The following is a 23,558-nucleotide window of genomic DNA, read 5'->3' on the forward strand; positions in this document are numbered from 1 at the left end:
TAGCCATAGCCATAGCCATAGCCATAGCCATAGCCATAGCCATAGCCATAGCCATAGCCATAGCCATAGCCATAGCCATAGCCCGGATGGTACCTCATCTTTCTGAGAAAGGCTATATTATATATCCCAATGGGATAACGTGCCATGAAAACTGAGAGAATAAATGTTAGAACAACCAAACAATTGAAAGAGAAGATTACCAAAATGGCTGACGAAAAGGGAGTTCCTGTTTCTGAGTTGATTGACGACTATATTAAGGGACTTCCATCATCAAGCGGGATTAATTAAAGCAGTCCTAAAAGGAGGGGGCTTTTACCCAAATTCCCGGTAACTATCGGCCTATATTCCGCTTCATTTGATCGAGTTCTTCGTCTGCTTCCCAGCGTTGAAACTTTTCTTCTAAAGGGTCTGCAGCCGTAAAACTTCTATAAGTTGAGCTCTGATTCCAACCCTTTGTATCCCAATTCTGCTCTGTTTTAGTGGTAGTTCGAGTTGCAGCTTCTGCCGCTTTTGCTCGGACTTCTTTTCGCCGTACTTGAATTTGGCGGTACAGTTCTTTTGCTTTTTCAATCCGTTCTTTGCAGCCTTGCATTTGACCCCAGCGCTGATTTCCCTGACGCAGCAAAGCTGCTTGCCGCTCTTGGGCGGCTTGAGCTAAATCGAGCCTTTGAGCAGCTTTAGCTTTGTTGATTCGATCGTTCCAGCGCTGAATTTCTTGAGCGGCGGAGAGAATTTCGGCTTGCAGTTGTTTCTCTTGTTTTTGGATATCGAGAATCAGCCGCAGAGTGTCTTCTTCTTGTTCCTTCAGTTGTTCTTCTATTGCCTGCAATTCCAGATGGGGATTGCTACGCAAAAATTCTTCTAATCTGGTTTCTAGAAAGCGGCTGAAATCGTCAAATAAGCCCATTTGTTATTATTCCTATGTTATTTGTTATTTGTTATTTGTTATTTGTTATTTGTTGTTAGTTTTTCGCATTTGAGATTCCCCAGTGATTAATTTATTAGCTACTAACAACTAACAACTGACAACTAACAACTAACAACTGACAACTAACAACTAACAACTGACTAATTAAAATTTCTGCCCGACAAAAACCGATCGCACATCTCCTCCCTTGCGAATCACTGCTTCTTGATTTTTGATTTCTGCCAGCGTCCAACCGCTAGCGCCGATGCTTTCGCCGACATAAATTCTGCGGGCTACGCCGTCTACTTCAAACAAAGCAGCCGATCGATCGCCCAACTCCAAAATCCCTACCAACGTGTGCGCGGAAGTCGGGGCGCTGCTGACGGCCGGTGCGGATTGCTCGGGCGCGGGCGCGGATTGCTGAGCTGGGAGCGCTGGTGCCGGTTCGGTTTCGCGAGCCAAAATCTTCGGCTGGGGAGACTCCGACGTGGCAGGGGAAGCGGCGACGGGACTTCGATTCCCGGCCGCGGCGATCGCCCTACCTGAGACGGGATCTGCCGGCGAGGGGGAACCTGCGACGGCTGGAAGAGCCACTGTCACCTGAGTCGGAGGAGCCGGAGCCACCGTCACCTGAGCGGGGGGAGGGATGACTACGACTTGGGGTGCTGGTGCTCCTGGCTGCGAGGCAGCTTGTTCGAGGGCATTAGCAATGCGGTTGACTGCTGTCGAAAGACCTGCGGTTGCCGGCGGCGCGCCGGAAATTGGAATGCTCGGCAGCGTCCCCGGGATGGGGGCTCCGGGAACTCCTGCAAGTTGGGGGTTAGCTTGGGGTGCTTTTTTTTGTTCGATCGCTTCTAGGGAGCGCTGCACATATTCGACAAACGGGGTGTCTGGTGCTGTTTTGCCACTTGCTGTCGGCTTCTCTGGTGCGGGGGCGGCGGGCAAGCGCACCAGTCCCGACCTGCTTGCGAGCCACAACCCCATGACTAGCAGCAGCGACCCAAATGCTGCTCCGAGCAGCATTCTGTCGAATGATTGTTTGGACTGCTGTTTTTTGGTTGTTTCTAGGGCGACTTGGCGGGCGATCGCTTCTACGTCTTTTTCGCCTCGCTGCGGCGCGGGCGCCAACTGCGACAAAACTATTTGAGGTACCGAGATCGACTTGAGCGCCACGAATTCTGGCTGCACGGGTTCGGCTGCCAGTCCGCCGCTACCGTCGAATGCTCGATCGACTCCTTCAAACAGTTCATCCATCAACCGATCGGCGTAGGACTCTACTGCCACTGCTTCGGCTGGCACTGTTTCCACTGTCGCCACCACGGCGATCGGCTCTGACGCTGATTCCAAAGACATCTGTTCGGCGATTACTTTTTGAGGCATAGTTTTCTGTTTGCTCCCGCTCCTCGACAACCCTGAGATTCTCAACTATCAGACTTCTACAGGATACTTGTGATGTTAACCAATTCTTGGTTAAGAACAGGTCAATTGTATCTCACCCATCACCATATTTTTAGTGTTCAGCCAACTTACTTTGCCCGATCGACTTTTGTTGTACTTACTTTTGGGCTTTTTTCGCCCCTGCTTTCTGCTGCCAGTCTTACTCGCTTACCCTGACTTTTAATGCACGTTCTACTGCTTTTGTCAACCCCACCCTCCGGGCATTCACAGTTTTTGACACAAAGCTTTACTTGAGGATCTCACAAAAAAAGCGGGTTTTTGCCGCTGTGTCCGCTTGCATTGCAGCGTTGAAAAGAATTTCAGACTTTTACCAGTTTTAAATTTGTTGGTCTGTTTGGTTAAAAATAATCACAAATTCCAAATTTTTTCATAACTCATGGATCCACAAGTGGTAACAACCGCTGTAATTCCTCACAAGCTGCCTGAAGCGATCGCGGCGCATCTTCTGGTAAGCTCTGAGAATAATATCGATCGGCTAAATCCTCAACAGCGGTTTTGCAAACAGCCTCATTATTCTCAAATTTTGCATAAACAGTCTCCTCATTCACGGTTTCTCCCTGCAAATAGTGTATCCAAGTCTCAATATTGCGCTTAGCAACAAAAATCGCGATCGCTTCATTCGATCGCCTATTTTCCAGATCATTTTCATCAAGGACACTAGCTAACTGATTGAGTCTTGCTTCGAGGGTACCCGTATCTGCATCAATTAACACGACTAATCCAATCGACACCCGGTTTTTCTTCTGTCGATAAGCTTTCACTTCCACCGGATACTGACTGCGTACATATTGTTCTCCTGATTGGCTACCTTTCGGACAAATTTTAGCCCGAAATAGACCTGTAAAACCTCGTTTTTTTAGAAAATAACGCGCAAAAACCTCCTGCTGTCTGTCCTCGCAGAGAATGACAATCTGAACTTTACGCTGACTCATTCAACCATCCCCGTGCAATTAGTTCAGAAACTGGCAATCCAGAATTTTCAGCTACTTCACTGCTAATTCGTTTGACTCGAACAGCAGCATTGCTTTGACGCTCAAACCAATAGCCAATCGGTGAAGCCAAAAGGTAGTTAATTAATTCAGGATGGTGAGAAATTAGTAATGCTTGAAGTTTCCCTTCGCTACAAAGGTCATAAATCTCAATCAGCCAGGGTTGAATTTTTGGCAATGCTAAAAAATTTTCCGGTTCATCAATCCACAAGGTATAATCTTCAGATTTGCAGCCGTAAATCAGCGCGTATAAAGCCACCAATGTTTTTTGTCCATCCGACAATTCTCTGAGACGATATTCAATTGGCTTGCTGTTATCGGTTTCTCCTGAAAACCGCAGTTTTAACACTAAATTATCTTCGCTGACTCGCTCAAACTTGAAATTTGTGAATCCATCCAAAACCTCTCTTAAAATTATGCCAATTTCCGCAACTTTACCTTGATCTTCAGATAAGTAGCGATACCAAGAAACAAAATTTTCCATTTTAGGAGTCAAACGCATTTGTTCTTGGCTGCTTTCATCGACCATCAAGCTGGGAACAACTTGCACGATGATAAATCGCGCCATCCGTTCTCTAAACCAAGTTAACTTCGTGTTGTCGTTTCTTGGCATTAATGAAGGCAGAATAGATTGCGACCAGTCAAACTGGTATTTCGGGCCCGGTGAATAATCATCTCGATAGAGTTGAACTTCGCCGAATTCAAATTGTAGTAAAGGCTGGTTATCAAAGAGCAGACTCTCGTACCTAACACGACATTTATCTCTATAGTCATCGATTTGTAATTGATATGTGTAGCAGCCGCCATTACCGAGAATTTCTAGCTCGAAACGCTGAATTTGTGAGGTTTGCCAGCGGGTGCAGTCCGCTGGTTTGAAAATTCCTTCTACCTTACTGTCGCCGCTAACCAATGCTTGGATTTTCTGCAACACCTCAAAAACTGTTGATTTACCCGAGCCGTTAGCACCGAGAAATAGATTAATTGCATCAAAATGCAGTTCAAAGTTTACCAAACAGCGAAAATTGTTAATATATATTCGTTTCAGCATGGGCTTTTTTCACTTGTAATTCCTCTAGCTCCTGTCATTGTTAACAGGAGCTGAACACAACACTCAGACAACTAAAATTAACTCACCAGTTCCGCCAATTCCAACCAGCGCTCAGTCGCCCGATCGATCTCTTGAGTCAATTTCGCCAAACGATCGGATAATTTCTTCACCTCAGCAAACCCGCTCGGAGCATTGTTAGACAAAATCTTCTCAATCTCTGCTTTCTCAGCTTCCAACTGCGGAATTTTAGTCTCTAACTGCTCGTATTCCCGCTTATCATTAAACGAAACTTTGGTAGATTTTGAAGTAACAGCTTTGGGTTTTGAGTTGTTAGATGCTGCGGTGCGTGCAAGTTTTTCTTTTTCTTTTTGTTCTTGCACTTCCTTGGCTTCTTCGGCTTTTTTATAGTCCAAATACACCGAGTAATTGCCGGGATACAAACGCAAATTGCCTCCTGGTTCCAAGGCGAAAACCATGTCGATCGTGCGATCGAGAAAATAGCGATCGTGCGACACCACAATCACGCAGCCGTTAAAATCTTCGAGATAATCCTCCAAAACCGCCAGAGTTTGCACGTCCAAGTCGTTTGTCGGTTCGTCCAAAATCAGCACGTTGGGTGCGCTCATCAGCACTTTCAACAGAAATAATCGGCGCTTTTCCCCGCCCGAAAGTTTGTTAATCGGCGCATACTGTTGGTTCGGCGGAAACAGAAACTTTTCCAACATTTGAGAAGCGGTAATGATTTCCCCGTCCGCCGTTTGCACCAACTCCGCCACACTTTTCAAGTATTCAATAACTCGCTGGTCTTCATTCGGTGTCAAATCCTCTGAATGCTGGTCAAAATAACCGATATGAATGGTTGTGCCAATTTCGACAGTACCCGAATCCGGCTGAATTCGTCCGGTGATGATATCCATCAGCGTCGATTTTCCCGCACCGTTGCAGCCAATAATTCCAATCCGGTCTTCGGGAGTGAAATTGTAGGTAAAATCTTTAATTAAAGTGCGATCGTCGTAAGCTTTACTGATATTCAGTAACTCAATCACCTTCTTACCAATCCGGCGGCCCGCTGTGGCAATTTCGACTTTACCGTTGGCTGTTTTGAATTCCTCTGCTCGCATATCTTTAATGCGATCGATCCGGGCTTTTTGCTTGGTACTGCGAGCCTTTGGCCCTTTTTTGAGCCATTCTAACTCGCGCCGCAATACTCCCGAAAATTTGCGCTGAGTGCTGGCTGCGGATTCTTCAGCTAGGGCTTTTTTCTCCAAGTAATAAGCGTAATTGCCAGCATAATTGTAAAGGTCGCCGCGATCGATCTCCAGGATGCGATTGGTAACGCGATCGAGAAAATAGCGATCGTGCGTAATCAGCAGCAGTGCACCGCGATAGCCGTTCAAATAGTTCTGCAACCACTCGACAGACAGCGCATCCAAGTGGTTTGTCGGTTCATCCATCAACAGCACATCGGGCTCGGAAAGTAAAGCCGTTGCTAAAGCAATTCGCTTGCGGTAGCCACCGGACAAATCGGCAATTTTTGCATCAAAATCCTCAATTCCCAACTTAGTCAAAATCAGTTTCGCCTTGGTTTCCAAATCCCACGCATCCACCTGATCAATGCGTTCGGACACCGCAGACAAACGCGCCATCAACTTGTCTGTATCGCCTTTGCCGTGGGACAATTGATCGGAAATTTCCTCGTATTCGCGCACTAAAGCCATTTGTTCGCCGCTGTCGGCAAATACTTGCTCTAAAACCGTATGATTTTCGTCTAAATCCGGCTGTTGCGGGAGATAGACAATTGTAGACCCTGGATTGACCCAGCGATCGCCAGAGTCGATCGACTCCATACCGGCAATCATTTTCAGCAGGGTGGATTTCCCGGAACCGTTGGTGCCGATGAGTCCGACTTTATCGCCTTCATCGAGGCTGAAGCTGGCATCTGTCAAGAGTTCCTTGATGCCGAAGTCTTTTTTGATCGATCGCAGAGTAAAAATAGTCATGAGTATATAAGATCGTTTACCTAACTTAGTTTAACGCAAGTTCGATCGCTTCCGGTTGCATGGATATGATCTATCGTTCCGATGAAACTTCTTCAAGACAAGGGCGAACTGGATTTTTATGAGTATCTAAATCTTAATAAATGTTAAGAATAGGAGATGCTGATGGCGGATCAGAGGGAGCGGAGTTAGACATAAAGAAGCTATTTGCAGTATTTGACATCTAGACAGGTTATTGTACTGATGCAGCAGTATAATAAACCAGGTTTTATGGGTTGATTTTGGGTGAATGGCGATCGGGAGCCGGGATTGACAAACAAAAACCGTAGGCGGTAAAATGTCTATAAATTACTGAATACAGGGAATTCAATGGTTAAGTTCCGCACATCAACATCCGAAGCCCCTAAACCAGAGTCTATTGTACTCATGTTTCGGGATCTTGAGCGTGACCCATCGGTAAAGTATTTGTATTCTCACCAAGATAAAGTTCTTGAAGGATACTATCAGAACCATCTTCAGAGTAAGGACTTAGCGATTGAGTTACCTACAGGTACAGGCAAAACTTTAGTTGGTCTTCTTATTGCCGAGTATCGTCGGCGAGCTTTTAAAGAGCGCATCGTATTCTTATGTCCAACTAAGCAGCTTTGCTTTCAGGTTAACGAACAAGCTCGTCGATATGGCATAAAAACTGCTTTACTTGTTGGTTCTCAAAGCGAATATAATCCAGTATTATTTTATGAATATCAGCAAGGTAAAGCAATTGCTTTGACTACATACAGTGGAGTATTTAACACTAATCCTCGTATTAATAATCCTGAAGTAATTATTTGTGATGACGCACATGCAGCCGATAACTACATTGCCGACCTCTGGACACTTTCTATTAGTCGTGCGAAGCATAACAATCTGTATATGTCTATATATCGAGCACTTGAGTCAGTCATTCCTGACTACATGAAGCACAAAATTGAAACAGGTGGAAGTAGTCGGTTTGACGAACATTCAGTAGATTTGATTTCTACGATTGCTTCTCATAGATATATCAATCAGATTGCTCAAATAATTGGAGGGTTTGTATCGTCTGAATATGATGATCTAAAATATTCATGGGGCTTATTATCGTCTCATCTCGAAGCTTGCTCACTTTACATATCTCCCAGGAATATTGAGATTCGCCCTCTAATTCCGCCTACTCAAACTCATCCACCATTTTCAGAGGCAAAACAACGTATCTATATGTCAGCTACGTTAGGAGAGGACGGAGATATAGAGAGAGTATTCGGCGTTAAAAAAATTGCTCGGTTACCAATACCCGAAGAATGGCATAGAAGAAGTACAGGAAGACGACTAATTCTATTTCCATGTCTATCGGGTAATCAGAAACCAATGGATACGGCAATTGCAATGCTCAAGGAGGTTGACCGTGCTCTTGTCCTTGTCCCGGACAACAAAACACTTGAGGGATGGGAGGAGAAGTTGCCGAAGTCACACACACTTATTAAGTCTGGTCAAATTGAACAGAATTTGGAGGCATTTACCAAAAGCCCAAAACTATCTGTACTACTTTTGGCTACTCGTTATGATGGAATTGATTTACCAGGTGATGATTGCAGATTCATGATCCTGGATGGAGAGCCATCAGCTTCAGGGCTACAAGAAATGTATATCCGAACTGGGCTTGGTGCTTCTTCTCAGCTACATAACCGCATTCGCACCAGAATTACTCAAGCATTGGGTAGGTGTACACGCGACGAGAGTGATTACTCGGTAGTAGTAGTGCTGGGAGACAAGTTGACACAGCGATGCTGTACTACTTCTTTTACTCAAGGTATACATCCTGAACTTCAAGCCGAAATTGCGTTTGGGCTAGACAATTCTAACGACCATGAAACAGCAGACTTTGTGGAACTTGCGGAAACGCTTTTGAAACGTTTACCAGATTGGCAAGAAGCAGAAAAAGATATACGTAATCGGCGTGATTCTTGTTCAAAAATTCCAGACTCTACAGCAGAAGCTCTTAAGAAATCGATGCCTTACGAACTCGATCATGTCTACGCCTCATGGAAGGGACAACATGAAGATGCTCTAAACTGGGCTACTAAGGTGTTAGAATCTTTAGCAGGCGGAGAAGACCTTAAACCCTATCGAGCCTTCTGGTATCATCAAGCTGCAACTTCTGCCTTCTTAGCTTGGTATCACTCTAAGAATGATAGCTTTAAATTAGTGGCTATTTCAAATTTACAAAAAGCCTCAGCTACTTCACAAAATATTACTTGGATTGACAAATTGCGTTCTCTGCTTTCAGGACAGGATGTAGACAATACTCATAAAACTTTGCCTACACAAGAGTGGTTCTCAAGAATCTTCAGTTTGCTACAAAAGTGGAAGATTGTAGGCGGGAACTATGCAAAGCAAGTATCTAAGGTTCAAAACAACATCGAAAATAAGGAGGCTAAAATCTTCGAGAGTGGTTTAAATTCACTTGGACAAATGCTGGGTGCCAATACTCACCAGTGGACGGATGACGGTGCTCCTGATGGACTATGGATTTTTGATAGCTGGTGTGCGTTTGTGTTTGAGGCAAAAACTAACGAAAGCCCTGATAGTGGAATTTCTCTAGAGACAGTTACCCAATTACGCAGGCACGAAGAGCGAGTGAGATCGGATCAGCTAATTCCCTCATTTGTACCGTGCTTCACTGTTGTAATTTCTCCACGCACTTCTATACACAGATTGTCAATTCCTCATATTGATGAAACTTCTTATATCTCCCATGATGAAGTGATTAAGTTGTTTCATGATGCTTCAGTAGCACTTGAGCGAGTCCGAGCTTTTGCCAGTGGTAGCACAGAGGAAGCTTTACAGGTCACAGCATTACAAGTTTATAGTGAGAGAGGTGTATCGCTTCAAAACATCAAACATCGGCTCCTCAAGATAAAATTAAAAGATCTACCAGTTCAGCAGACAGGGTAATTAGTTTCTATTAGAGCTTGAATCGTAACAGCGCTATAATAGAGTTAATCAGACTGGCGGTTCGTAACGTGGATGTTTTAATTGAGTCAACAAGGGGATTTGAGAAAGATATTGCTAAGTTGAGTGAAGATGAAAAAGCAGCAGCGATTAAAAAAATTAACGATTGCGCCAGCCTCTTCCCAACTCAAAAAGCTGATGTCTATCGTAAGCTACATCCCCTTAGCTTACCGACAAATCTTAATGGTTACGAATCTTCACTGTACACACTAAAGGTTTCTCGAACATTAACAGTAATTTGGGCAGTTGACGAAGATCCAATTTTTGGGCAAGTTATTTTTACTCTTTTTCGAGTAGTCAAAGACGATGAACTATATAAAGCATATCAAGGTGTAGCAGAGTCTTTATATCAAGATATGCTTCACCACAATCTAGAAACTGCCCAAATCTCGTAAGCTTATTTATGGCACAGACTATTACGCTCTGCGATGAATATGGCATTATTCACGAAGCGATGAAGATTTTGCCAGATGACGAGCTAAAGATTTGTTTTCTTGAAGCTTTGGCAGAACTTGAAGACAACGAATGTCACAGAACGAGAAAATTTCCAAAGACGAGACTGCACAAAGTAAAGGGTGTGAAGCAGGCAATTTATCGTGCTGATATCGATAAAGTCTCAGGCTGGCGTATCCACGTTCAATACATTAATGGACAAATTCATCTCAAGGATATTATTGAGGGGCAAAAGCACGATGATGTAAGTAAGGTGATTAAATCTAAGAAGCTACGCTACGAGTAGTTGTCAGTAAAACGACATTTGTACTATAATTCAGATACCAACCTTTGTTGGAGCATTTTTATATGTCATTGCAACAGCTTAAAGAAAAAGCTTGTCAACTCTCAGTCAGCGATCGCCTTGCCCTGCTAAGTGCGATCGTTCAATCGCTCCAAACTACACCAGAAATCGAGAATTGGCAATATTTAATTGCACGTCCTCATCCTTGGCGAAAACAACTTTATATTAAAGGACATAAATTACTGGCATCGACTATTTGGCGAGACATGACTGCTAATCATATGTCATCGGAACAAGCATCCGAAAATTGGGATTTACCACTTGATGCTATCTATGAGGTGATTGATTACTGTGAGAATAATCAAGAACTTTTAAAATTAGAAGCAGAGGAGGAACGCTATCGATTAGAAGTAAAAGGAGTCCAACTTGAGCCTACGAATGCTGCTTGACGAAGATTCTCAAGCAAAGTATTTAGTTAATCTTCTTCAGGCAGCCGGTCACGATGTAGCGACAGTTAATACATTGGATTTAATGAATCGTCCAGATTCAGTCGTGTTACAGGCTGCCAGAGAAAATGAGAGAGTCGTGCTGACACGCAATTGTGATGACTTTCAGGAATTACATCAAGCGAACCCAGAACATTCAGGAATTTTGGCAGTTTATCAAGATTCTGAAGCTTCTAAGAATATGAGTTATCAGGCGATAGTGAAGGCAATTGATAATTTAGAGACAGCAGAGTATGACCTAAAAAATCAGTTTGTTGTTCTCAATCAATGGAGTTATTAATTTACCAAAAATTTATTATAAAGTAAGAAAGCTTAATGAAAACCGCGATCGCCCATGCCTGCCAATGTACTATAATATAGATACCAACTTGTGTTGAAGTATCTTTTTATGTCCTTGTTATTATAGACGCAGGTGCTTATGTCTCAAGCAATTAGGCAAGACATCATCAATATCGCCGAAGAGCAGATTGACGAAATAAGGCAAAAGATTGACTACCATACCACAGAATACACCATCGAATTCATAGTCGATAAATACCTAGAAAAAGATGACGATGATTTCAGTGAGATTTATATCCCTGAATATCAAATAAACTTGAGATGGGATATTAATCATCAATCTCGATTCATTGAATCCATTATTATTGGTGTTCCTATTCCTGCCATGATTGTCGTAGAAATCTATGAAACTGGAAGACTAGAAATTGTGGATGGCTCTCAGAGGGTGAGGACTCTTGCAGCTTTCATGACAAATCAGTTGCAATTGAGTAATCTCCAAACATTAGATTCTCTAAATGGTTCCTATTTTAAGGATCTTGCACCCTCACGCCAAAGAAAGTTTAAATATACTTCGCTTAGAATGATAATTCTCTCAGACAAAGCTGATGAAAAAGTAAGGAATGATATTTTCTATCGCATCAACACCAGTAATCTCGATCTAGCTCCTAATTCTAATAGTCTGCTACCAAACTCATAACCCTGAGAGTATGAAACCAAGAATTGACTGTGCTAAGGATAAGCTTTTAAATCAAAGCCTATGAAAGAGTTCATTAAAGACTTTAACAGGCGAGTGGCATAAATCCAGAAATATTTTGAATTAGTAGATAAAATTGAACAAATTGGTGCATTATCTTCTAAATCAATCATCTTCCCATCAGGTGAATATATTGTTGATAGCGAGATTAAAAAAATCTTGCAGTCTCATTGTTACCTGCTATTATACAACCTTGTCGAATCCTCTGTTAGAAATGGTATAACTGCCATTCATGATGTTATTTTAGTCGAGCAATTAACTTATAAAGATTTAAGTCCGAAAATAAAGAGATTGTGGTTGCTGAACGATAAAAGTAAAAGTTTCAGAGACTCATATATCAAAAAGGATAACGTAGCTGACAATCTTCAGGAATTAATTAAATCGGTTTTGGAGGATGAGATGGTTTTGTTAGATCCATCTAATATTCCCATATCGGGAAATTTGGATGCTAAAACTATCAAGGAACTCATAGATATGTATGGCTTCTTTGGAAATTTAGGAGTTGCGAGTAGAGAAATAGATGACATTCTGAATTTTGTGGTTAAGATTCGATGTGATTTGGCACATGGAAATGTTTCGTTTTCTGATGCTTCGAGTCAAATACTTTGGAGCAAGTTAGTTGATGACAAAAATAAATTGGTTAAATATCTGACTCATCTGCTAAATAATATTGATGATTACATTGAGAAGAAGAAATACAGAATATAGCCGTCAGTAGCGAGTAGGCTAACAAATTGCAAACCCTCACTAGATCGCACCTAGATAACAATCACTCTTGTCTTAGCCTGAGAATCAGATTCAGGTTTTGCGATCACCCGAATCTCCACATCACTACCAAGCGCGTTTAAGAACCGGAATAGGCGATCGCTTGAAAACTCAAATAGTTTGCCACGCAGCAAATCAGTGATTTTAGAGCGATCGATTCCCAGGCGTTTTGCTGCTTCAATCTGGGTCAATTTTTGTACTGTAGTTAGTGAACTAATTTGGCGAAAAGTTCCGCTTTAATCAATAATTATGAAGAATTTGGCAGCCCTAGATCCGCAAAAATAGTGCCACTACTCGATCGCGCCTTAATTTCCTCGCTCTTTTTTCTCCTCCTTTGGCGTGGGAACAGTTATTAGATCATAAGACACACTATTACGATCGGCGATGAATATGGCATTACTCACGAAGCCATGAAGATTTTGCCAGAGGACGAGCTAAAGATTAATTGTATTGAAGCTTTGTCAGAACTTGAAGACGACGAATGTCACAGAAAAAGAAAATTTCCCAACAAGCAAAATGATGGGCTTGGTTGGTTAGTGCAAGCGATCGCCGCTTGGTGTTCAACTTAAAGATTCAACAGACAGCCGCCACCTTGGCATAGCTGGCAGTACGCACCTTACTTGTATCTGGAGATGGGTTGTTTGAACAATATCTTCTCTATCTTTAGGAATACATAAACCCGCCCTGATTTAACGCCACAAAAATAAAGTTTTGAGTAAAAAAGCAGGGGTGGAAAGTACGAATGCAAATTGTAGGGTTTCCTTGCCTGTCATTCCCAAGTGCGATCGCCGAAGATAAGAGTATAGAAATTAAACGGCTGGTTTTCACCCGCCCTTACACAAAATGAACTCACAACTAGAACAACAAGTAACAATTCTACAAGACGAAACAGCAGCGGCCGAAAATTCAGCCAACCCAACAGTTGAAACTCATGTATTCGCCTCAGAATTTGTAACAGAGGAAAAAGTCAGAGTGGAAGAATTTAAGATTAGTGGCGACAGCCTAATTGGTAAAGTCAAAGAACTAATTCAGCAAGGAAAACTCCGCCGCCTTGTCATCAAAAACCCGCAAGGGCGGACTTTGGCCGACATTCCGCTGATGGCTGGATTGGTAGGCGGCGTTGCCGGCTCAGTAGTCTTTCCAATTGCTGCTGTACTTGCTACAGTGGGGGCAGTTGCGGCTCATTTGACTGTAGCAATCGAGCGCAAAGAATAGTCATTAGTAATTAAAAATCTTCTCTTCAAGTCCGCGAAGGCGGACTTTGTTTGTTTAGTAGCGATTTCAATCGCCGAATTGTCTGATCAACCTGAGATATTGCTTCTCAAGAACAGGCAAGATGCCTGTTCCACAAAGAGTAGATTTTCTTGTGGAAGGGGCCCCAGAGCCCGTTCAAAAGGCTGATTGACATTGGTGCAACATCTCAGATCAACGCAAATTATCCGGTACTCTCGCCGCAGGTTGGTCTAAATAATTGTAAACAATGCGCGAAATTCGACGGACAAAATCTCTGACAATCGGGTCATTGTAAGGACGTTTAACAAAGATTGCAGCTAAATAACGCTTACCGTTGGGCATATCAATAATTCCCGCATCGCCAACCACAAAGCCGATATCTCCGGTTTTGTCAGCAATAACTGCGCCGGGGCCTAAACCCGAAGGTAACAGCGTTCTAGTTGTTGTGTGCCGCAATAATTCTAAAGCTTGTTCCCGACTCGATTCAGAAACTAATTTATCGCGAGACAGCATCGCCAGCAGCTTTACCATATCCACAGAACTTGTTGTATTTGTTCCTTGAAAATCTCCCAACCAATTGCGAATTCTCGTATCAGTTAATCCCCAACTGCGAAAACGCTCGTTGAGTTTAGCAATTCCCCCCAAACGTTCAATAATCATGTTGGTGGCTGTATTGTCGCTGATGGTAATCATTTTATCTACGGTTTCTCTGATGCTAAACCGAGTTCCATCTGGTTCGTCTTGCATAGTTCCAGAGCCGCTGGCAACTAAGTCGGACTTCATAACTAATGTTTCGTCTAGGCTAACTTTGCCTGCGTCTACATCTTGATAAAAAGCAATCAGAATTGGTAACTTGATGGTACTCGCGGCCGGAAATACTCGATCGCCCTTGATATCCAAATAGTTTCCTGTATCTAAATCCAGAAAAAACATTCCGGCGCTCAGGGATCTATACTGTTCGATCGCACTTTCGATTTGAGGCTTGATGGCTATCATTTCCGAGCCTGTTGACAGCCCCAAATCAGCCGAATAGTTTCTCTGATTTCCCGGCGAAACAGTGGGCGTAACTTGACCTGCTGCTTGTTCTATGCGGGTAATAGCTGTGGGTATAAAAGACTCGTTGCCGGCTATTTGCTCGGGATTTGGCAACTGAAATGACCAGCGCGTGGCAGATTCTCTAATGACTCGGACTTTTTGGGGGTCTAACTTATAACCGGGAGTTAATTGTATCACTAACCTGGTAGTTCCGGTGTCAAACTGTCCGACTCTAATTTGTTGGATAGCTGAGTTGTAGCTTTGAGGACTTTCAGGATACTCCAAGACTATTCCCGGTAAATCAATTACTAAGCGGGTGGGATTGGCGATTAGTTTGACTTCCGGCTGAACTCCTGAATCTGTGGTTAAATTGAGTTGGTTGCCTTTGGGATCGAAGTGCCAAGATGTTAGTGTATCAGCTTTTGCGGGCAGGGCGATCGAGAAAAGACTAAGGGCGGCCGGCAACAGCCATCGCAGTTTAGGAGTCATGTTTAAAGAGAAAGAGTTTAACGGCTGCAACGAGAAAGCGGCTGGAAAAACCTTATCAACAGCTTTTGAGATGAAGCACCTAGCATCATACAGTCAACTCTTGCCCGCAGCCGTATTTTTTTTTCTTTTCTTTGAGAGTATTCCGTTTCCGGCACTAGACCTCTTGCAAAAATAATTAGGACGGGCTCTCCGGCCCATCCCACAAGAAAAAATAACTCTTGTGGGATGGGCCGGAGAGCCCGTCCCATCAATTGATGAAAAGGATTTTTGCAAGAGGTCTACTGATCTCAAATCTGGTTCTATTACCCCTTTTTCTTCCAGTCTCGCGCAGGCAGACAAAACTTTGTACACTGGCGGATTCTCTTGGCAAAATTCTTGTTTTGTAGGCACAAATTTTATTCACCTGAGATGAATTTAAGTTAGGCGACTTCTCGATTTCTAGCATCTTCAAAAGAGTCGATCGCGGCTTTGAGAAAAACTTTTCCTTTAGCAACAAATCGGCGATCGCTCAAAGGATCGTAAGCTTCCCAATTACCGCTAACTTCGCGATCGCGCCACAAAAACCAGCAGCGGTAGATTTCCCCGTCATCTATATCATCGCACAAAGCCAGCCAATCGTCCCCCGTGAGAGCGCTGGCGTCTAATGCTACCAATTCAACCCATGCAAGTGCAGTGCAGGCATCGATCGCATCAGCGTCAACCGAGTCAGATTTGGTAGCTATAGGTTGTGGCGAACACAGTGTAGACTTCATAATTTCTCCTTAATTTAATTAAATCAATCAATCAATGAATTGCCCTATTTATGGGACTGCCCCGGTACGCCAAGTGGAAAAATTGTGTTTTGATAAATTTCTGGTTGGTCAAATTTACCAGCGGCTGATGCTTCTGTTAAATTATTAAGTGTATTAATTGTAAAAATGGCGGCGGTTCCCAAAGCGGCCATTGCCAGTCTGTGTAAGATTTTGCTCATTTGGCTGCTCCTTTTTTGCTTGGTGTATCTACTCTAAAAAGTTAAGTGGTGATTAGTGGCGGAGATTGGGGAGTTAAGAAAAACTTTTTATCCTAAAATATATTCAACTGTTGAAGCCGTTATCAGGACAGAGTTTGAGGAGTCGATCGCTAAAAAAACCTCCCCAAGTAAAATTCCTTAAATTCCGGCTGGCTGATTATCTTCCTTAAAATCCCCCAAAATAGGAACTTAAGGCGTTAAAATTTCTAGATTCGTTCCCCTTTCACTGCAAGCGAAGTGCTCAAGTCAAAACGCGATCGCGGTCGCATTCTCACTGCCTCTGGCTTAAAGAAACTTAACGAGGCGCTCCAAGAATGGTCTGACCGATATAACATTAAAGGTACTCTGACTGAAATCGAGGCCGAGTCTGGCGTTGGTATCGATACAGTCAGCAAAATTAAGCAGGGTAGAGAAGGTGCGGATTTGAGTAAAATTCGCCAGTTGTTCGCGGCTTTTGAAATGACTCTGGCTGCTAGCGACCATCGATCGGCTAAACTTGAGGAACCGGAAAATTTAGACGAGCTGGACAATTCGCCGGTAGCGGAAGAAACAGCCACCAGCAGCAGAATTGTTAAAGTATTTGTCAGTTATCGCAGCGCCGAACCAGATCGCGAGTTAGGAAAACAGTTAGAAATAGCCTTAAGCGCGATCGGTCATACAGTTTTTACAGCAGAAAATAACATTAGATTGGGAGATAATTGGTTCGATAGAATTAATTTCTTCCTCCAAGAATGCGATTATTTGCTGCTACTGTTGCCGCCAACGGGAAACCAAAGCGAACTACTAACATATCAAGTTCAGCAAGCAAAAGAACTGCAAGACTCCCGCCCTGACAAGAAACCAATAATTCTCCCCATCCGCGTCGGTTTTCCGCTGAATGCGCCTCTAAATCACGACTTGCGGGGCTATCTGTACCGCATCAAACAGAGGGAATGGAAAGCTACAGCAGACACTCCAATTATTATCGAAGAAGTTCTGAACTTGCTAGCAGAAACTCCCGCACCAGTCATAGAAGAAACAGAAGATTTAACACAAAAACAGCTATTAGAAATTAGCAACGACGAAATACCTCTACCCGGCGCCGAACCTGAATTGCCGGGAGGACAAGTCGATGTCGCTTCTCAATTTTATGTAGAACGCCAGCCCATCGAAGAACGCTGCTATCAAACTATTGTGCAGCCCAGCGCGTTAATTAGGATTAAAGCACCAAGACAAATGGGCAAAACTTCCTTGATGGCAAGAATTTTGCATCACGGAGCTCGTCAAGGCTATTGCACCGTGCCACTAACTTTTCAGTTAGTAGATAAAGCCGTATTTGCCAACTTAGATAAATTCTTAAAGTGGTTTTGCGCTTACGTCGGCCGCGAGTTGCACTTACCCAATCAATTAGACGATTATTGGGACGAGATTTTTGGCAGCAAAGTCAACTGCAAAGATTACTTTGAAAAATACATTTTACCGCAAATCGACAGTCCTTTAATTTTAGGATTAGACGAGATCGATCGCGTTTTCCAATATCCCGACATTGCCGAAGACTTTTTAGGACTGCTGCGGGCGTGGCACGAAGAATCGAAGCGGCGCGACATCTGGAAAAAACTGCGATTAATTGTAGTTCACTCCACCGAAGTTTACATCCCGATGAACATCAATCAATCGCCTTTCAACGTCGGACTGCCCGTAGATTTGCCCGAATTCAACTCTCCGCAAATACAAGATTTAGCAGCGCGCCATAACTTGAATTGGTCGGAGGCAGAAATAGAAAAATTGATGGCAATTGTCGGCGGGCATCCGTATTTAGTGCGAGTTGCATTATATCACATTTCGCGATCGGATTTGACCCTAGATGAATTAAAAGAAACTGCGATCGCAGATGCGGGAATTTACAGCGACCATTTGCGCCGCCAATTGTGGAATTTAGAAGAATATCCAGAGTTAGCGCAGGGGATGAGAGAGATTGTGGCGGCGGATTCTCCGGTGCAATTAAAGGCGATGCAGGCGTTTAAATTAGATAGTTTGGGGTTGGTGAAATTGCAGGGAAATGAGTGCGTGCCGAGGTGCGAACTGTACCGGCAATATTTTAAAACTAATTGGGGAGTTAATTAATTGGAGATTTTAGCTCGTTAATGACGTAGAATCAGCAGTAGGGGGAAAGCTCAGCACAAATATCGCAAAAGATCGCTCCGGCTTTCCCTTGTGCAGTATCAACGTAAAATAGGATCGATGATTGAAGAAAACGTCACTCTGAGAAAGTCTCTTGACTTAGATAAATTAATTCCACTTCTGCCACAAGCAGAAGATATTAACTACTGGCGCAATCTCAACCCCAATTTAACTATTTCCGATCGACCATTTGAAGGCTTTTCAGAAGTGTCGGGAATCCAAAAAGCAGAAATTGACGAGTACAGGCTGCAACTGCGAGAAGAAGGCTATTTCCAAACACCTAGCGTCATACCTGCTGCTACTATTCAGGAGATGCGCGACTGTATAGAAAATGTCCGAAAAGCAGGGTTTCCGACAATGTTTGCCCTCGTCTACGATGTCTTCTATCAAGCATTTGGTTACTTTAACTCAACATTGACAGGAATTTTGGGAAACGGCTACAAGCTAGTTCCCAATTTTTGGGTTTATTACATAGAAACTTCTGACAGCGGCAAAGGATTTGATCCTCACCGCGACGCCGAGTACGAAAATACTATAGACTCCAACGGTATGCCGACAGTGCTTACTCTCTGGGTGACAATTACTGAGGCCAATCCCCTCAATTCATGTATGTACATGATTCCGGCAAACCGCGATCCAGAGTATGCTGAAGCCATCAAAAATCTCAAGACAAAAGCTACTAAATTTGCCTTGGAAGATATCCGGGCTTTACCGACACAAGCTGGTACTCTATCGTGCTGGAATCAATACGTTTTTCACTGGGGAAGCCACAGCAGCAGTCGGGCTAAATCGCCTCGAATTAGCTATGCCGTATATTGTCAGCGAGGGGATATTCCACCAGTTGATGATGTGATTGTCGATATCCCCTCAGTCCTTGATTTCCCAACGCGCTTATCTCTGATTTGCAGAGGTTTGTATCGCTATTATTACGCCAGTTTACAGCCATCCCCACAGGCGGAAGCACTGTTATATTTATTGAGGAAGCATACGGCAAGTCTGAAAAAAACTTAATATAATTTCCCCAAAAAGCCCGTCATCTCAATAGCGGTTCCATCGGAATGATTTAACCGCAGAGGACGCAGAGTACGCAGAGTCTCCAGAAGAGAGAGATGGGGATAACTAACCTGGATTTGGTATAATTTATGTAATTAATAATCAGGTGAATGATACCCATGAACGATATTTTTTTGATAACTTCCGATAATTGGCTAGATTGGATAACCGTGTTTGGTTATCTAGGTTTTACTGCTTTCATTGCATGGCGCGTGTTCACCACAAAGTAGATATATTATGAAATTACCTGCTTCCTCTTCTTCTTCCTTCTTACTTTGCGTCCTTCGCGCCTTCGCGGTTCGTTAAATAAACAGTAAAATAAGACAATAATCAACTAGCCCATACCGATTATTATTGAAGGAAGAGAAATTGGGGCGATCGCTGTAGATGCTCTTTTGCCTTGATTTTGATTGAAAGCTATTGGTTATTGGTTAATTGCTGTCTCAACTTTCGCAAAATTGGAATTTGTTCCAACTGTTCCGGCCGTATACTATCCCAGTTTAAGCCAATTGGACGCGGATAACTTGTATTAGTCTCAATCACCTCCTCAGCAGTAACAATCCAATTCAGCGCCCAATCGTGAGCTTGCATTGGTAAACGCAAATCTTCGACTATTTGCAAAGGATGTACTGTTGTTACAATTGGCGTATCGAGTTGTACTAAGCCGAATTCCTGCAACATAGCCAATTCCAAATCGGCAAAACCTGCACCTTTCCCGGTTCTTCCACCGCCGGGCCCTGCTGCTACGCAGCCGACTATTACTAAATCGATCGGCTCCATTTCTGCAAAACTTACCAATTTTCCGCAAGTGAGTGCTTTGCGAGCGATCGCACTTTCGGCAATAGATACATTTTGTCTCTGCAAATCCGCAGCAGTTAACTCTACAAAACAGCGATCGTCTGTCAATCGCGGTACTGCCATATACAGGCCTTTTCCATCTTGCAAAGCTTGCATCCGCACCGGAATTTGTGCCGAATCTGGATTGCACTTAATCGTTTTTGCTTTTTGCCATATTGGTAAAGTTGCCAATCTTTCGGCAGCCAAGTGTGCACCGACAAAGTTGGGAATATGACCGAACGGATCACCAATAGATGCGGCTTGCTGCTTCAGCAAAGACCAAATTTCAGCTCTTAACTTGTCTTTGTCGTCGTTATATCCAGTCCAATCAGTTTTCATGTTGTATTGTGGTACAATGTATCATACAAAAGTTTCCTTTAATACGCCTCATTTCTTCAGTCCGCGAAGGCGGACTTTGTTTGTGTAGTAGCGGTTTCAACCGCCGAATGACCCCAATATATTTTTTTGATTTTACCATTTTATCCTATGAATTTTACCACGAAACCCAGTTATTATCAAGTCGGCGGCAGTCTCACAAATAACGCTCCGAATTATGTGAAGCGGCAAGCCGACGACGATCTTTATAACGGATTGAAGGCGGGGGAATTTTGCTATGTTTTGAATTCCCGGCAAATGGGCAAATCTAGCTTGCAGGTGCGGACAATTCAGCGGCTGAGAAATGAGGGAATTGCTTGTGCTGCGATCGACATTTCGGAAATTGGCAACCGCGGCGTGACTCCCGAACAGTGGTATGCTGGGTTACTCCGCATTCTCGAAAATAACTTTAACCTGTCCGATATTGTCAACGTGCGGACTTGGTGGCGCGATCGCAATTTTTTAACTCCGGTTCAAAGATTGAGCGAATTCATCGAAACCGTCCTTTTACCCAACATTTCCAGCAATATTGTCATTTTTATTGACGAAATCGACAGCATTCTCGCCCTAGATTTTCCCGCCGACGATTTTTTAGCCCTAATTCGATCGTGCTACAACAAACGCGCCAACCATTCAGAGTTCGATCGCCTAACTTGGGCCCTCTTAGGTGTAGCATCGCCGACGGATTTGTGCCGCGAGCAAAATGCCAGCAGCAATACCCCTTTTAATATTGGCAAGGCGATCGAATTAACTGGTTTTGACGAAACAGAAGCTCAACCGCTAGCAGCGGGGTTGGCAGAGCTGACAGACAGCTCTCATGAAGTTTTGAGAGAGGTTTTGTATTGGACTGGCGGGCAGCCTTTTTTGACTCAAAAGCTGTGCAAACTCCTGCTGGAAAACCCACAATTAATGCCGAATTTACCCCCCCCAGCCCCCCCTTGCCAAGGGGGGGAGGAAGATGCAGCCGCCCGTTGCCAAGAGGGGGAAAAAGATAAAATTAACTCTTCTAAAGAGTGGGTTGAAAAGGTAGTGCGCTTGAAAATAGTGGAGAATTGGGAATCTCAGGATGTCCCAGAACATTTGTCCACAATTCGCGATCGGCTTTTCAAAGAAAACCAGCGCATTGTCAGGAGACTGGGATTGTATCAGCAAATTTTAGAACAAACTGAAATTGTCCCCGATGGTAGTGCCGAACAAATGGAGTTGCGATTAAGCGGATTAATCGTTAAGCGCGGGGAAAAATTAACAATTTCTAATCCTATTTATCAAGCTGTATTTAACAAAAAATTAATTGAAGAAAAATTAGAAAAACTCTCCCCTTACTCGGAAGCGATCAAACTATGGCTAAATTCTAGCTGTGAAGATGATTCCCAACTGTTGCGAGGGGATGATTTGCAGTCAGCATTAGTTTGGGCGGCCGGAAAAAGTTTGAGAAACGAAGATTTTCAATTTTTGACTGCTAGCCAGAAAGTTATTTTAAGCGACCAAAATCAACTGCTGCGCTCAGCTACACTAGAAACCAAAAAAGCTGTCTGCGATGCCGAAAAAGCTTTGATGGAAGCTAAATCTGCCAAACAAAAAGCCAAACAGTGGATCGGCATCGGTTCTGCGGTACTGGCAGCATCGTTAGTGGGGGCGATCGGCTTTTCAACTCTCGCTTACCAGCGGTTTAAACTAGCACAAGCAAGTATTGAAATCGAACAAAATGCCAGCGATGCTTTATTGTTGGCTGTCTCTCAAAAGACCGAAAATAGCGAAGCTTTATCAGAAGCTTTACTGAGGGCGATCGCCTCGGGGAAAAAATTAAAAACCTTGGTTAAAAACAAACACAAGCTAGAACAATACCCAGCAACTAGACCGCTGTTAGCCTTACAAATAATTCTCGATAAAATTAGTGAAACACAGCAGGTCAAAGGCTCATTAATTCCACAAAGAAAGATAAAGTTGCAAGCTCATAAAGGTGCAGTTACCAGCGTCACTTTTAGCCCAAATAGGCAAATTTTAGCAACCGCAGGAATAGACGATAAAGTTAGGATGTGGAACTTTTCCGGGCAAAAAATTGCTGAATGGAAAGCTTTACAGCAGTCAGTTAATATGGTAAATTTTAGCCCAGACGGTAAATTTTTAGCGACTGCCGGAAGGGATAGCACTGTTAAAATATGGAATTTATCAGGTAAAAGTATTTCTACTTTGAAAGGAATTCAAGGCTCTGTTACCAGCATCAGTTTTAGTCCCGAAGGAAAGTTATTAGCGGCGGCAGGGATAGACAGCTATGCTGCAATTTGGAAGTTGTCAAAACTGCCAAAGTTAATATCATCGAGCGTGAAACTTCCCGGTCACAACGGCTTAGTGAGAAGCGTGAATTTTAGCCCGCGGGGCGATTTTTTAACGACTTTAGACGGCAAATCTACAGTGCGAATTTGGAATTTGTCGGGACAACTGAAAAAAACATTGCCGGTTCAGGCAATTGGGATTAGTTTCAGTCCAGATCAACAGCAGCCTCGCTTTGCTACAGTAACATTGAACGGCAAAGTCGGGCTGTGGAATTTGTCAAAAAAAGAATTAGTGAATGAATTTCAAACCTTGCATTTAGATGCGAAATCAATTAGTTTTAGTCCCGACGGAGAACGGCTTGCTACAGTGGGAATTGACAAGACTGTACGGCTGTGGAATTTAGCGGGGCGGCAGGTTGCTCAATTTGAGTTCGAGGAGAATGTTGTTAGTGTCGGTTGGAGTCGAGACGGAAAGCAAATTGCTGTAGCTGGAAGCAACGGCACTGTCTGGCTGAGGCAGGTTGAAGGGTTAGAAGAACTGCTGAAGCAAAGCTGCAATTTTTTCACCACTCAACCGAAGTATTTTACCAGAGTTTCAACTATCTGCAAGTAGGGTGGATACATG

Annotated in this window: 23 protein-coding genes; 13 read left to right on the forward strand and 10 right to left on the reverse strand. The window is 43.4% G+C overall.

What is annotated here, in order from left to right:
* Window positions 1-331: 331 nt before the first annotated feature.
* The 5 genes from QUA58_RS17990 to QUA58_RS18010 form a co-directional block, all read right to left on the reverse strand.
* Window positions 332-907 carry a TIGR04376 family protein gene (locus QUA58_RS17990; RefSeq protein WP_333252058.1) on the reverse strand — a complete coding sequence of 192 codons (576 nt, stop codon included), beginning with the start codon at window positions 905-907 and terminating at the stop codon, window positions 332-334.
* A 165-nt stretch (window positions 908-1,072) separates the two neighbouring features.
* A complete protein-coding gene (locus QUA58_RS17995; protein WP_333252059.1) occupies window positions 1,073-2,287 on the reverse strand; it encodes a hypothetical protein in 1,215 nt (404 codons plus the stop codon).
* A gap of 452 nt (window positions 2,288-2,739) precedes the next feature.
* Window positions 2,740-3,297: a hypothetical protein gene (locus QUA58_RS18000; protein WP_333395140.1), complete on the reverse strand. Its 558-nt coding sequence runs from the start codon at window positions 3,295-3,297 to the stop codon at window positions 2,740-2,742.
* Window positions 3,284-4,402 (reverse strand): AAA family ATPase, encoded by a 1,119-nt coding sequence (locus QUA58_RS18005; protein ID WP_333395141.1) that lies wholly within the window; start codon window positions 4,400-4,402, stop codon window positions 3,284-3,286. The genes QUA58_RS18000 and QUA58_RS18005 overlap by 14 nt, the downstream gene beginning before the upstream one ends.
* A 77-nt stretch (window positions 4,403-4,479) precedes the next feature.
* Window positions 4,480-6,402: an ABC-F family ATP-binding cassette domain-containing protein gene (locus QUA58_RS18010; RefSeq protein ID WP_333395142.1), complete on the reverse strand. Its 1,923-nt coding sequence runs from the start codon at window positions 6,400-6,402 to the stop codon at window positions 4,480-4,482.
* A gap of 366 nt (window positions 6,403-6,768) precedes the next feature.
* Here QUA58_RS18010 and QUA58_RS18015 point away from each other — a divergent pair, with 366 nt between their 5' ends.
* From QUA58_RS18015 to QUA58_RS18045, 7 genes are all read left to right on the forward strand, one after another.
* A complete protein-coding gene (locus QUA58_RS18015; protein ID WP_333395143.1) occupies window positions 6,769-9,372 on the forward strand; it encodes a DEAD/DEAH box helicase family protein in 2,604 nt (867 codons plus the stop codon).
* Between the two features lie 68 nt (window positions 9,373-9,440).
* Window positions 9,441-9,824, forward strand: a complete 384-nt coding sequence (locus QUA58_RS18020; RefSeq protein ID WP_333395144.1) for a hypothetical protein — start codon at window positions 9,441-9,443, stop codon at window positions 9,822-9,824.
* 8 nt (window positions 9,825-9,832) lie between these two features.
* The gene (locus QUA58_RS18025) at window positions 9,833-10,168 is read left to right on the forward strand and encodes a hypothetical protein (protein WP_333395145.1); all 336 of its coding nucleotides are present in this window, start codon (window positions 9,833-9,835) and stop codon (window positions 10,166-10,168) included.
* A gap of 62 nt (window positions 10,169-10,230) precedes the next feature.
* Entirely contained in the window at window positions 10,231-10,614 is a 384-nt protein-coding gene (locus QUA58_RS18030; RefSeq protein ID WP_096830236.1) for a hypothetical protein, read from the forward strand.
* On the forward strand, window positions 10,604-10,951 hold the full coding sequence (locus QUA58_RS18035; RefSeq protein WP_096830237.1) for a DUF5615 family PIN-like protein: 348 nt from the start codon (window positions 10,604-10,606) through the stop codon (window positions 10,949-10,951). The genes QUA58_RS18030 and QUA58_RS18035 overlap by 11 nt, the downstream gene beginning before the upstream one ends.
* Before the next feature lie 138 nt (window positions 10,952-11,089).
* The gene (locus tag QUA58_RS18040; protein ID WP_333395146.1) at window positions 11,090-11,647 is read left to right on the forward strand and encodes a DUF262 domain-containing protein; all 558 of its coding nucleotides are present in this window, start codon (window positions 11,090-11,092) and stop codon (window positions 11,645-11,647) included.
* Window positions 11,648-11,749: 102 nt separating this feature from the next.
* Window positions 11,750-12,412: an MAE_28990/MAE_18760 family HEPN-like nuclease gene (locus tag QUA58_RS18045; RefSeq protein WP_333395171.1), complete on the forward strand. Its 663-nt coding sequence runs from the start codon at window positions 11,750-11,752 to the stop codon at window positions 12,410-12,412.
* Between the two features lie 50 nt (window positions 12,413-12,462).
* Here the strand turns inward: QUA58_RS18045 and QUA58_RS18050 are convergent, their stop codons facing one another.
* A complete protein-coding gene (locus QUA58_RS18050) occupies window positions 12,463-12,660 on the reverse strand; it encodes an XRE family transcriptional regulator (protein ID WP_333395147.1) in 198 nt (65 codons plus the stop codon).
* A 219-nt stretch (window positions 12,661-12,879) separates the two neighbouring features.
* Here QUA58_RS18050 and QUA58_RS18055 point away from each other — a divergent pair, with 219 nt between their 5' ends.
* Together QUA58_RS18055 and QUA58_RS18060 are read left to right on the forward strand one after the other, a co-directional pair.
* Window positions 12,880-13,038 (forward strand): hypothetical protein, encoded by a 159-nt coding sequence (locus tag QUA58_RS18055; protein ID WP_333395148.1) that lies wholly within the window; start codon window positions 12,880-12,882, stop codon window positions 13,036-13,038.
* 274 nt (window positions 13,039-13,312) lie between these two features.
* Window positions 13,313-13,684, forward strand: a complete 372-nt coding sequence (locus QUA58_RS18060; protein ID WP_333395149.1) for a DUF4342 domain-containing protein — start codon at window positions 13,313-13,315, stop codon at window positions 13,682-13,684.
* A gap of 210 nt (window positions 13,685-13,894) precedes the next feature.
* Here the strand turns inward: QUA58_RS18060 and QUA58_RS18065 are convergent, their stop codons facing one another.
* Window positions 13,895-15,226 carry a serine hydrolase gene (locus QUA58_RS18065; protein WP_333252070.1) on the reverse strand — a complete coding sequence of 444 codons (1,332 nt, stop codon included), beginning with the start codon at window positions 15,224-15,226 and terminating at the stop codon, window positions 13,895-13,897.
* On the opposite strand from QUA58_RS18065, the gene QUA58_RS18070 reads away from it, so the two are divergent.
* A complete protein-coding gene (locus QUA58_RS18070; protein ID WP_333252071.1) occupies window positions 15,225-15,401 on the forward strand; it encodes a hypothetical protein in 177 nt (58 codons plus the stop codon). The two genes, QUA58_RS18065 and QUA58_RS18070, sit on opposite strands and share 2 nt — an antisense overlap.
* Window positions 15,402-15,645: 244 nt before the next feature.
* On the opposite strand, the gene QUA58_RS18075 is transcribed toward QUA58_RS18070, so the two are convergent.
* Both QUA58_RS18075 and QUA58_RS18080 read right to left on the reverse strand, forming a co-directional pair.
* Window positions 15,646-15,978: a hypothetical protein gene (locus tag QUA58_RS18075; RefSeq protein WP_333252072.1), complete on the reverse strand. Its 333-nt coding sequence runs from the start codon at window positions 15,976-15,978 to the stop codon at window positions 15,646-15,648.
* A 44-nt stretch (window positions 15,979-16,022) separates the two neighbouring features.
* Entirely contained in the window at window positions 16,023-16,196 is a 174-nt protein-coding gene (locus QUA58_RS18080; protein WP_333252073.1) for a hypothetical protein, read from the reverse strand.
* Window positions 16,197-16,472: 276 nt separating this feature from the next.
* On the opposite strand from QUA58_RS18080, the gene QUA58_RS18085 reads away from it, so the two are divergent.
* Together QUA58_RS18085 and QUA58_RS18090 are read left to right on the forward strand one after the other, a co-directional pair.
* Entirely contained in the window at window positions 16,473-18,338 is a 1,866-nt protein-coding gene (locus tag QUA58_RS18085; protein WP_333395150.1) for an AAA-like domain-containing protein, read from the forward strand.
* Window positions 18,339-18,455: 117 nt separating this feature from the next.
* On the forward strand, window positions 18,456-19,406 hold the full coding sequence (locus QUA58_RS18090) for a phytanoyl-CoA dioxygenase family protein (protein WP_333395151.1): 951 nt from the start codon (window positions 18,456-18,458) through the stop codon (window positions 19,404-19,406).
* Window positions 19,407-19,865: 459 nt separating this feature from the next.
* Here QUA58_RS18090 and QUA58_RS18095 read toward each other — a convergent pair whose 3' ends face one another.
* Window positions 19,866-20,624 (reverse strand): 5-formyltetrahydrofolate cyclo-ligase, encoded by a 759-nt coding sequence (locus tag QUA58_RS18095; RefSeq protein WP_333395152.1) that lies wholly within the window; start codon window positions 20,622-20,624, stop codon window positions 19,866-19,868.
* A 147-nt stretch (window positions 20,625-20,771) separates the two neighbouring features.
* On the opposite strand from QUA58_RS18095, the gene QUA58_RS18100 reads away from it, so the two are divergent.
* Window positions 20,772-23,546 (forward strand): AAA-like domain-containing protein, encoded by a 2,775-nt coding sequence (locus QUA58_RS18100; protein WP_333395153.1) that lies wholly within the window; start codon window positions 20,772-20,774, stop codon window positions 23,544-23,546.
* Window positions 23,547-23,558: the final 12 nt, after the last annotated feature.

Origin of the sequence: Microcoleus sp. N9_A1, from assembly GCF_036701795.1 — a bacterium.
In the GTDB taxonomy this organism is placed as follows: domain Bacteria; phylum Cyanobacteriota; class Cyanobacteriia; order Cyanobacteriales; family Microcoleaceae; genus Microcoleus.

Coding starts and splice junctions, on each gene's coding strand:
- QUA58_RS18015 (WP_333395143.1), top strand. CDS start 6,769: ATGGTTAAGTTCCGCACATCAACATCCGAAGCCCCTAAACCAGAGTCT.
- QUA58_RS18035 (WP_096830237.1), top strand. CDS start 10,604: ATGCTGCTTGACGAAGATTCTCAAGCAAAGTATTTAGTTAATCTTCTT.
- QUA58_RS18100 (WP_333395153.1), top strand. CDS start 20,772: ATGAATTTTACCACGAAACCCAGTTATTATCAAGTCGGCGGCAGTCTC.
- QUA58_RS18060 (WP_333395149.1), top strand. CDS start 13,313: ATGAACTCACAACTAGAACAACAAGTAACAATTCTACAAGACGAAACA.
- QUA58_RS18030 (WP_096830236.1), top strand. CDS start 10,231: ATGTCATTGCAACAGCTTAAAGAAAAAGCTTGTCAACTCTCAGTCAGC.
- QUA58_RS18000 (WP_333395140.1), bottom strand. CDS start 3,297: ATGAGTCAGCGTAAAGTTCAGATTGTCATTCTCTGCGAGGACAGACAG.
- QUA58_RS18090 (WP_333395151.1), top strand. CDS start 18,456: ATGATTGAAGAAAACGTCACTCTGAGAAAGTCTCTTGACTTAGATAAA.
- QUA58_RS18010 (WP_333395142.1), bottom strand. CDS start 6,402: ATGACTATTTTTACTCTGCGATCGATCAAAAAAGACTTCGGCATCAAG.
- QUA58_RS18070 (WP_333252071.1), top strand. CDS start 15,225: ATGTTTAAAGAGAAAGAGTTTAACGGCTGCAACGAGAAAGCGGCTGGA.
- QUA58_RS18080 (WP_333252073.1), bottom strand. CDS start 16,196: ATGAGCAAAATCTTACACAGACTGGCAATGGCCGCTTTGGGAACCGCC.
- QUA58_RS18055 (WP_333395148.1), top strand. CDS start 12,880: ATGAAGATTTTGCCAGAGGACGAGCTAAAGATTAATTGTATTGAAGCT.
- QUA58_RS18065 (WP_333252070.1), bottom strand. CDS start 15,226: ATGACTCCTAAACTGCGATGGCTGTTGCCGGCCGCCCTTAGTCTTTTC.
- QUA58_RS17995 (WP_333252059.1), bottom strand. CDS start 2,287: ATGCCTCAAAAAGTAATCGCCGAACAGATGTCTTTGGAATCAGCGTCA.
- QUA58_RS18005 (WP_333395141.1), bottom strand. CDS start 4,402: ATGCTGAAACGAATATATATTAACAATTTTCGCTGTTTGGTAAACTTT.
- QUA58_RS18075 (WP_333252072.1), bottom strand. CDS start 15,978: ATGAAGTCTACACTGTGTTCGCCACAACCTATAGCTACCAAATCTGAC.
- QUA58_RS18095 (WP_333395152.1), bottom strand. CDS start 20,624: ATGAAAACTGATTGGACTGGATATAACGACGACAAAGACAAGTTAAGA.
- QUA58_RS18040 (WP_333395146.1), top strand. CDS start 11,090: ATGTCTCAAGCAATTAGGCAAGACATCATCAATATCGCCGAAGAGCAG.
- QUA58_RS17990 (WP_333252058.1), bottom strand. CDS start 907: ATGGGCTTATTTGACGATTTCAGCCGCTTTCTAGAAACCAGATTAGAA.
- QUA58_RS18025 (WP_333395145.1), top strand. CDS start 9,833: ATGGCACAGACTATTACGCTCTGCGATGAATATGGCATTATTCACGAA.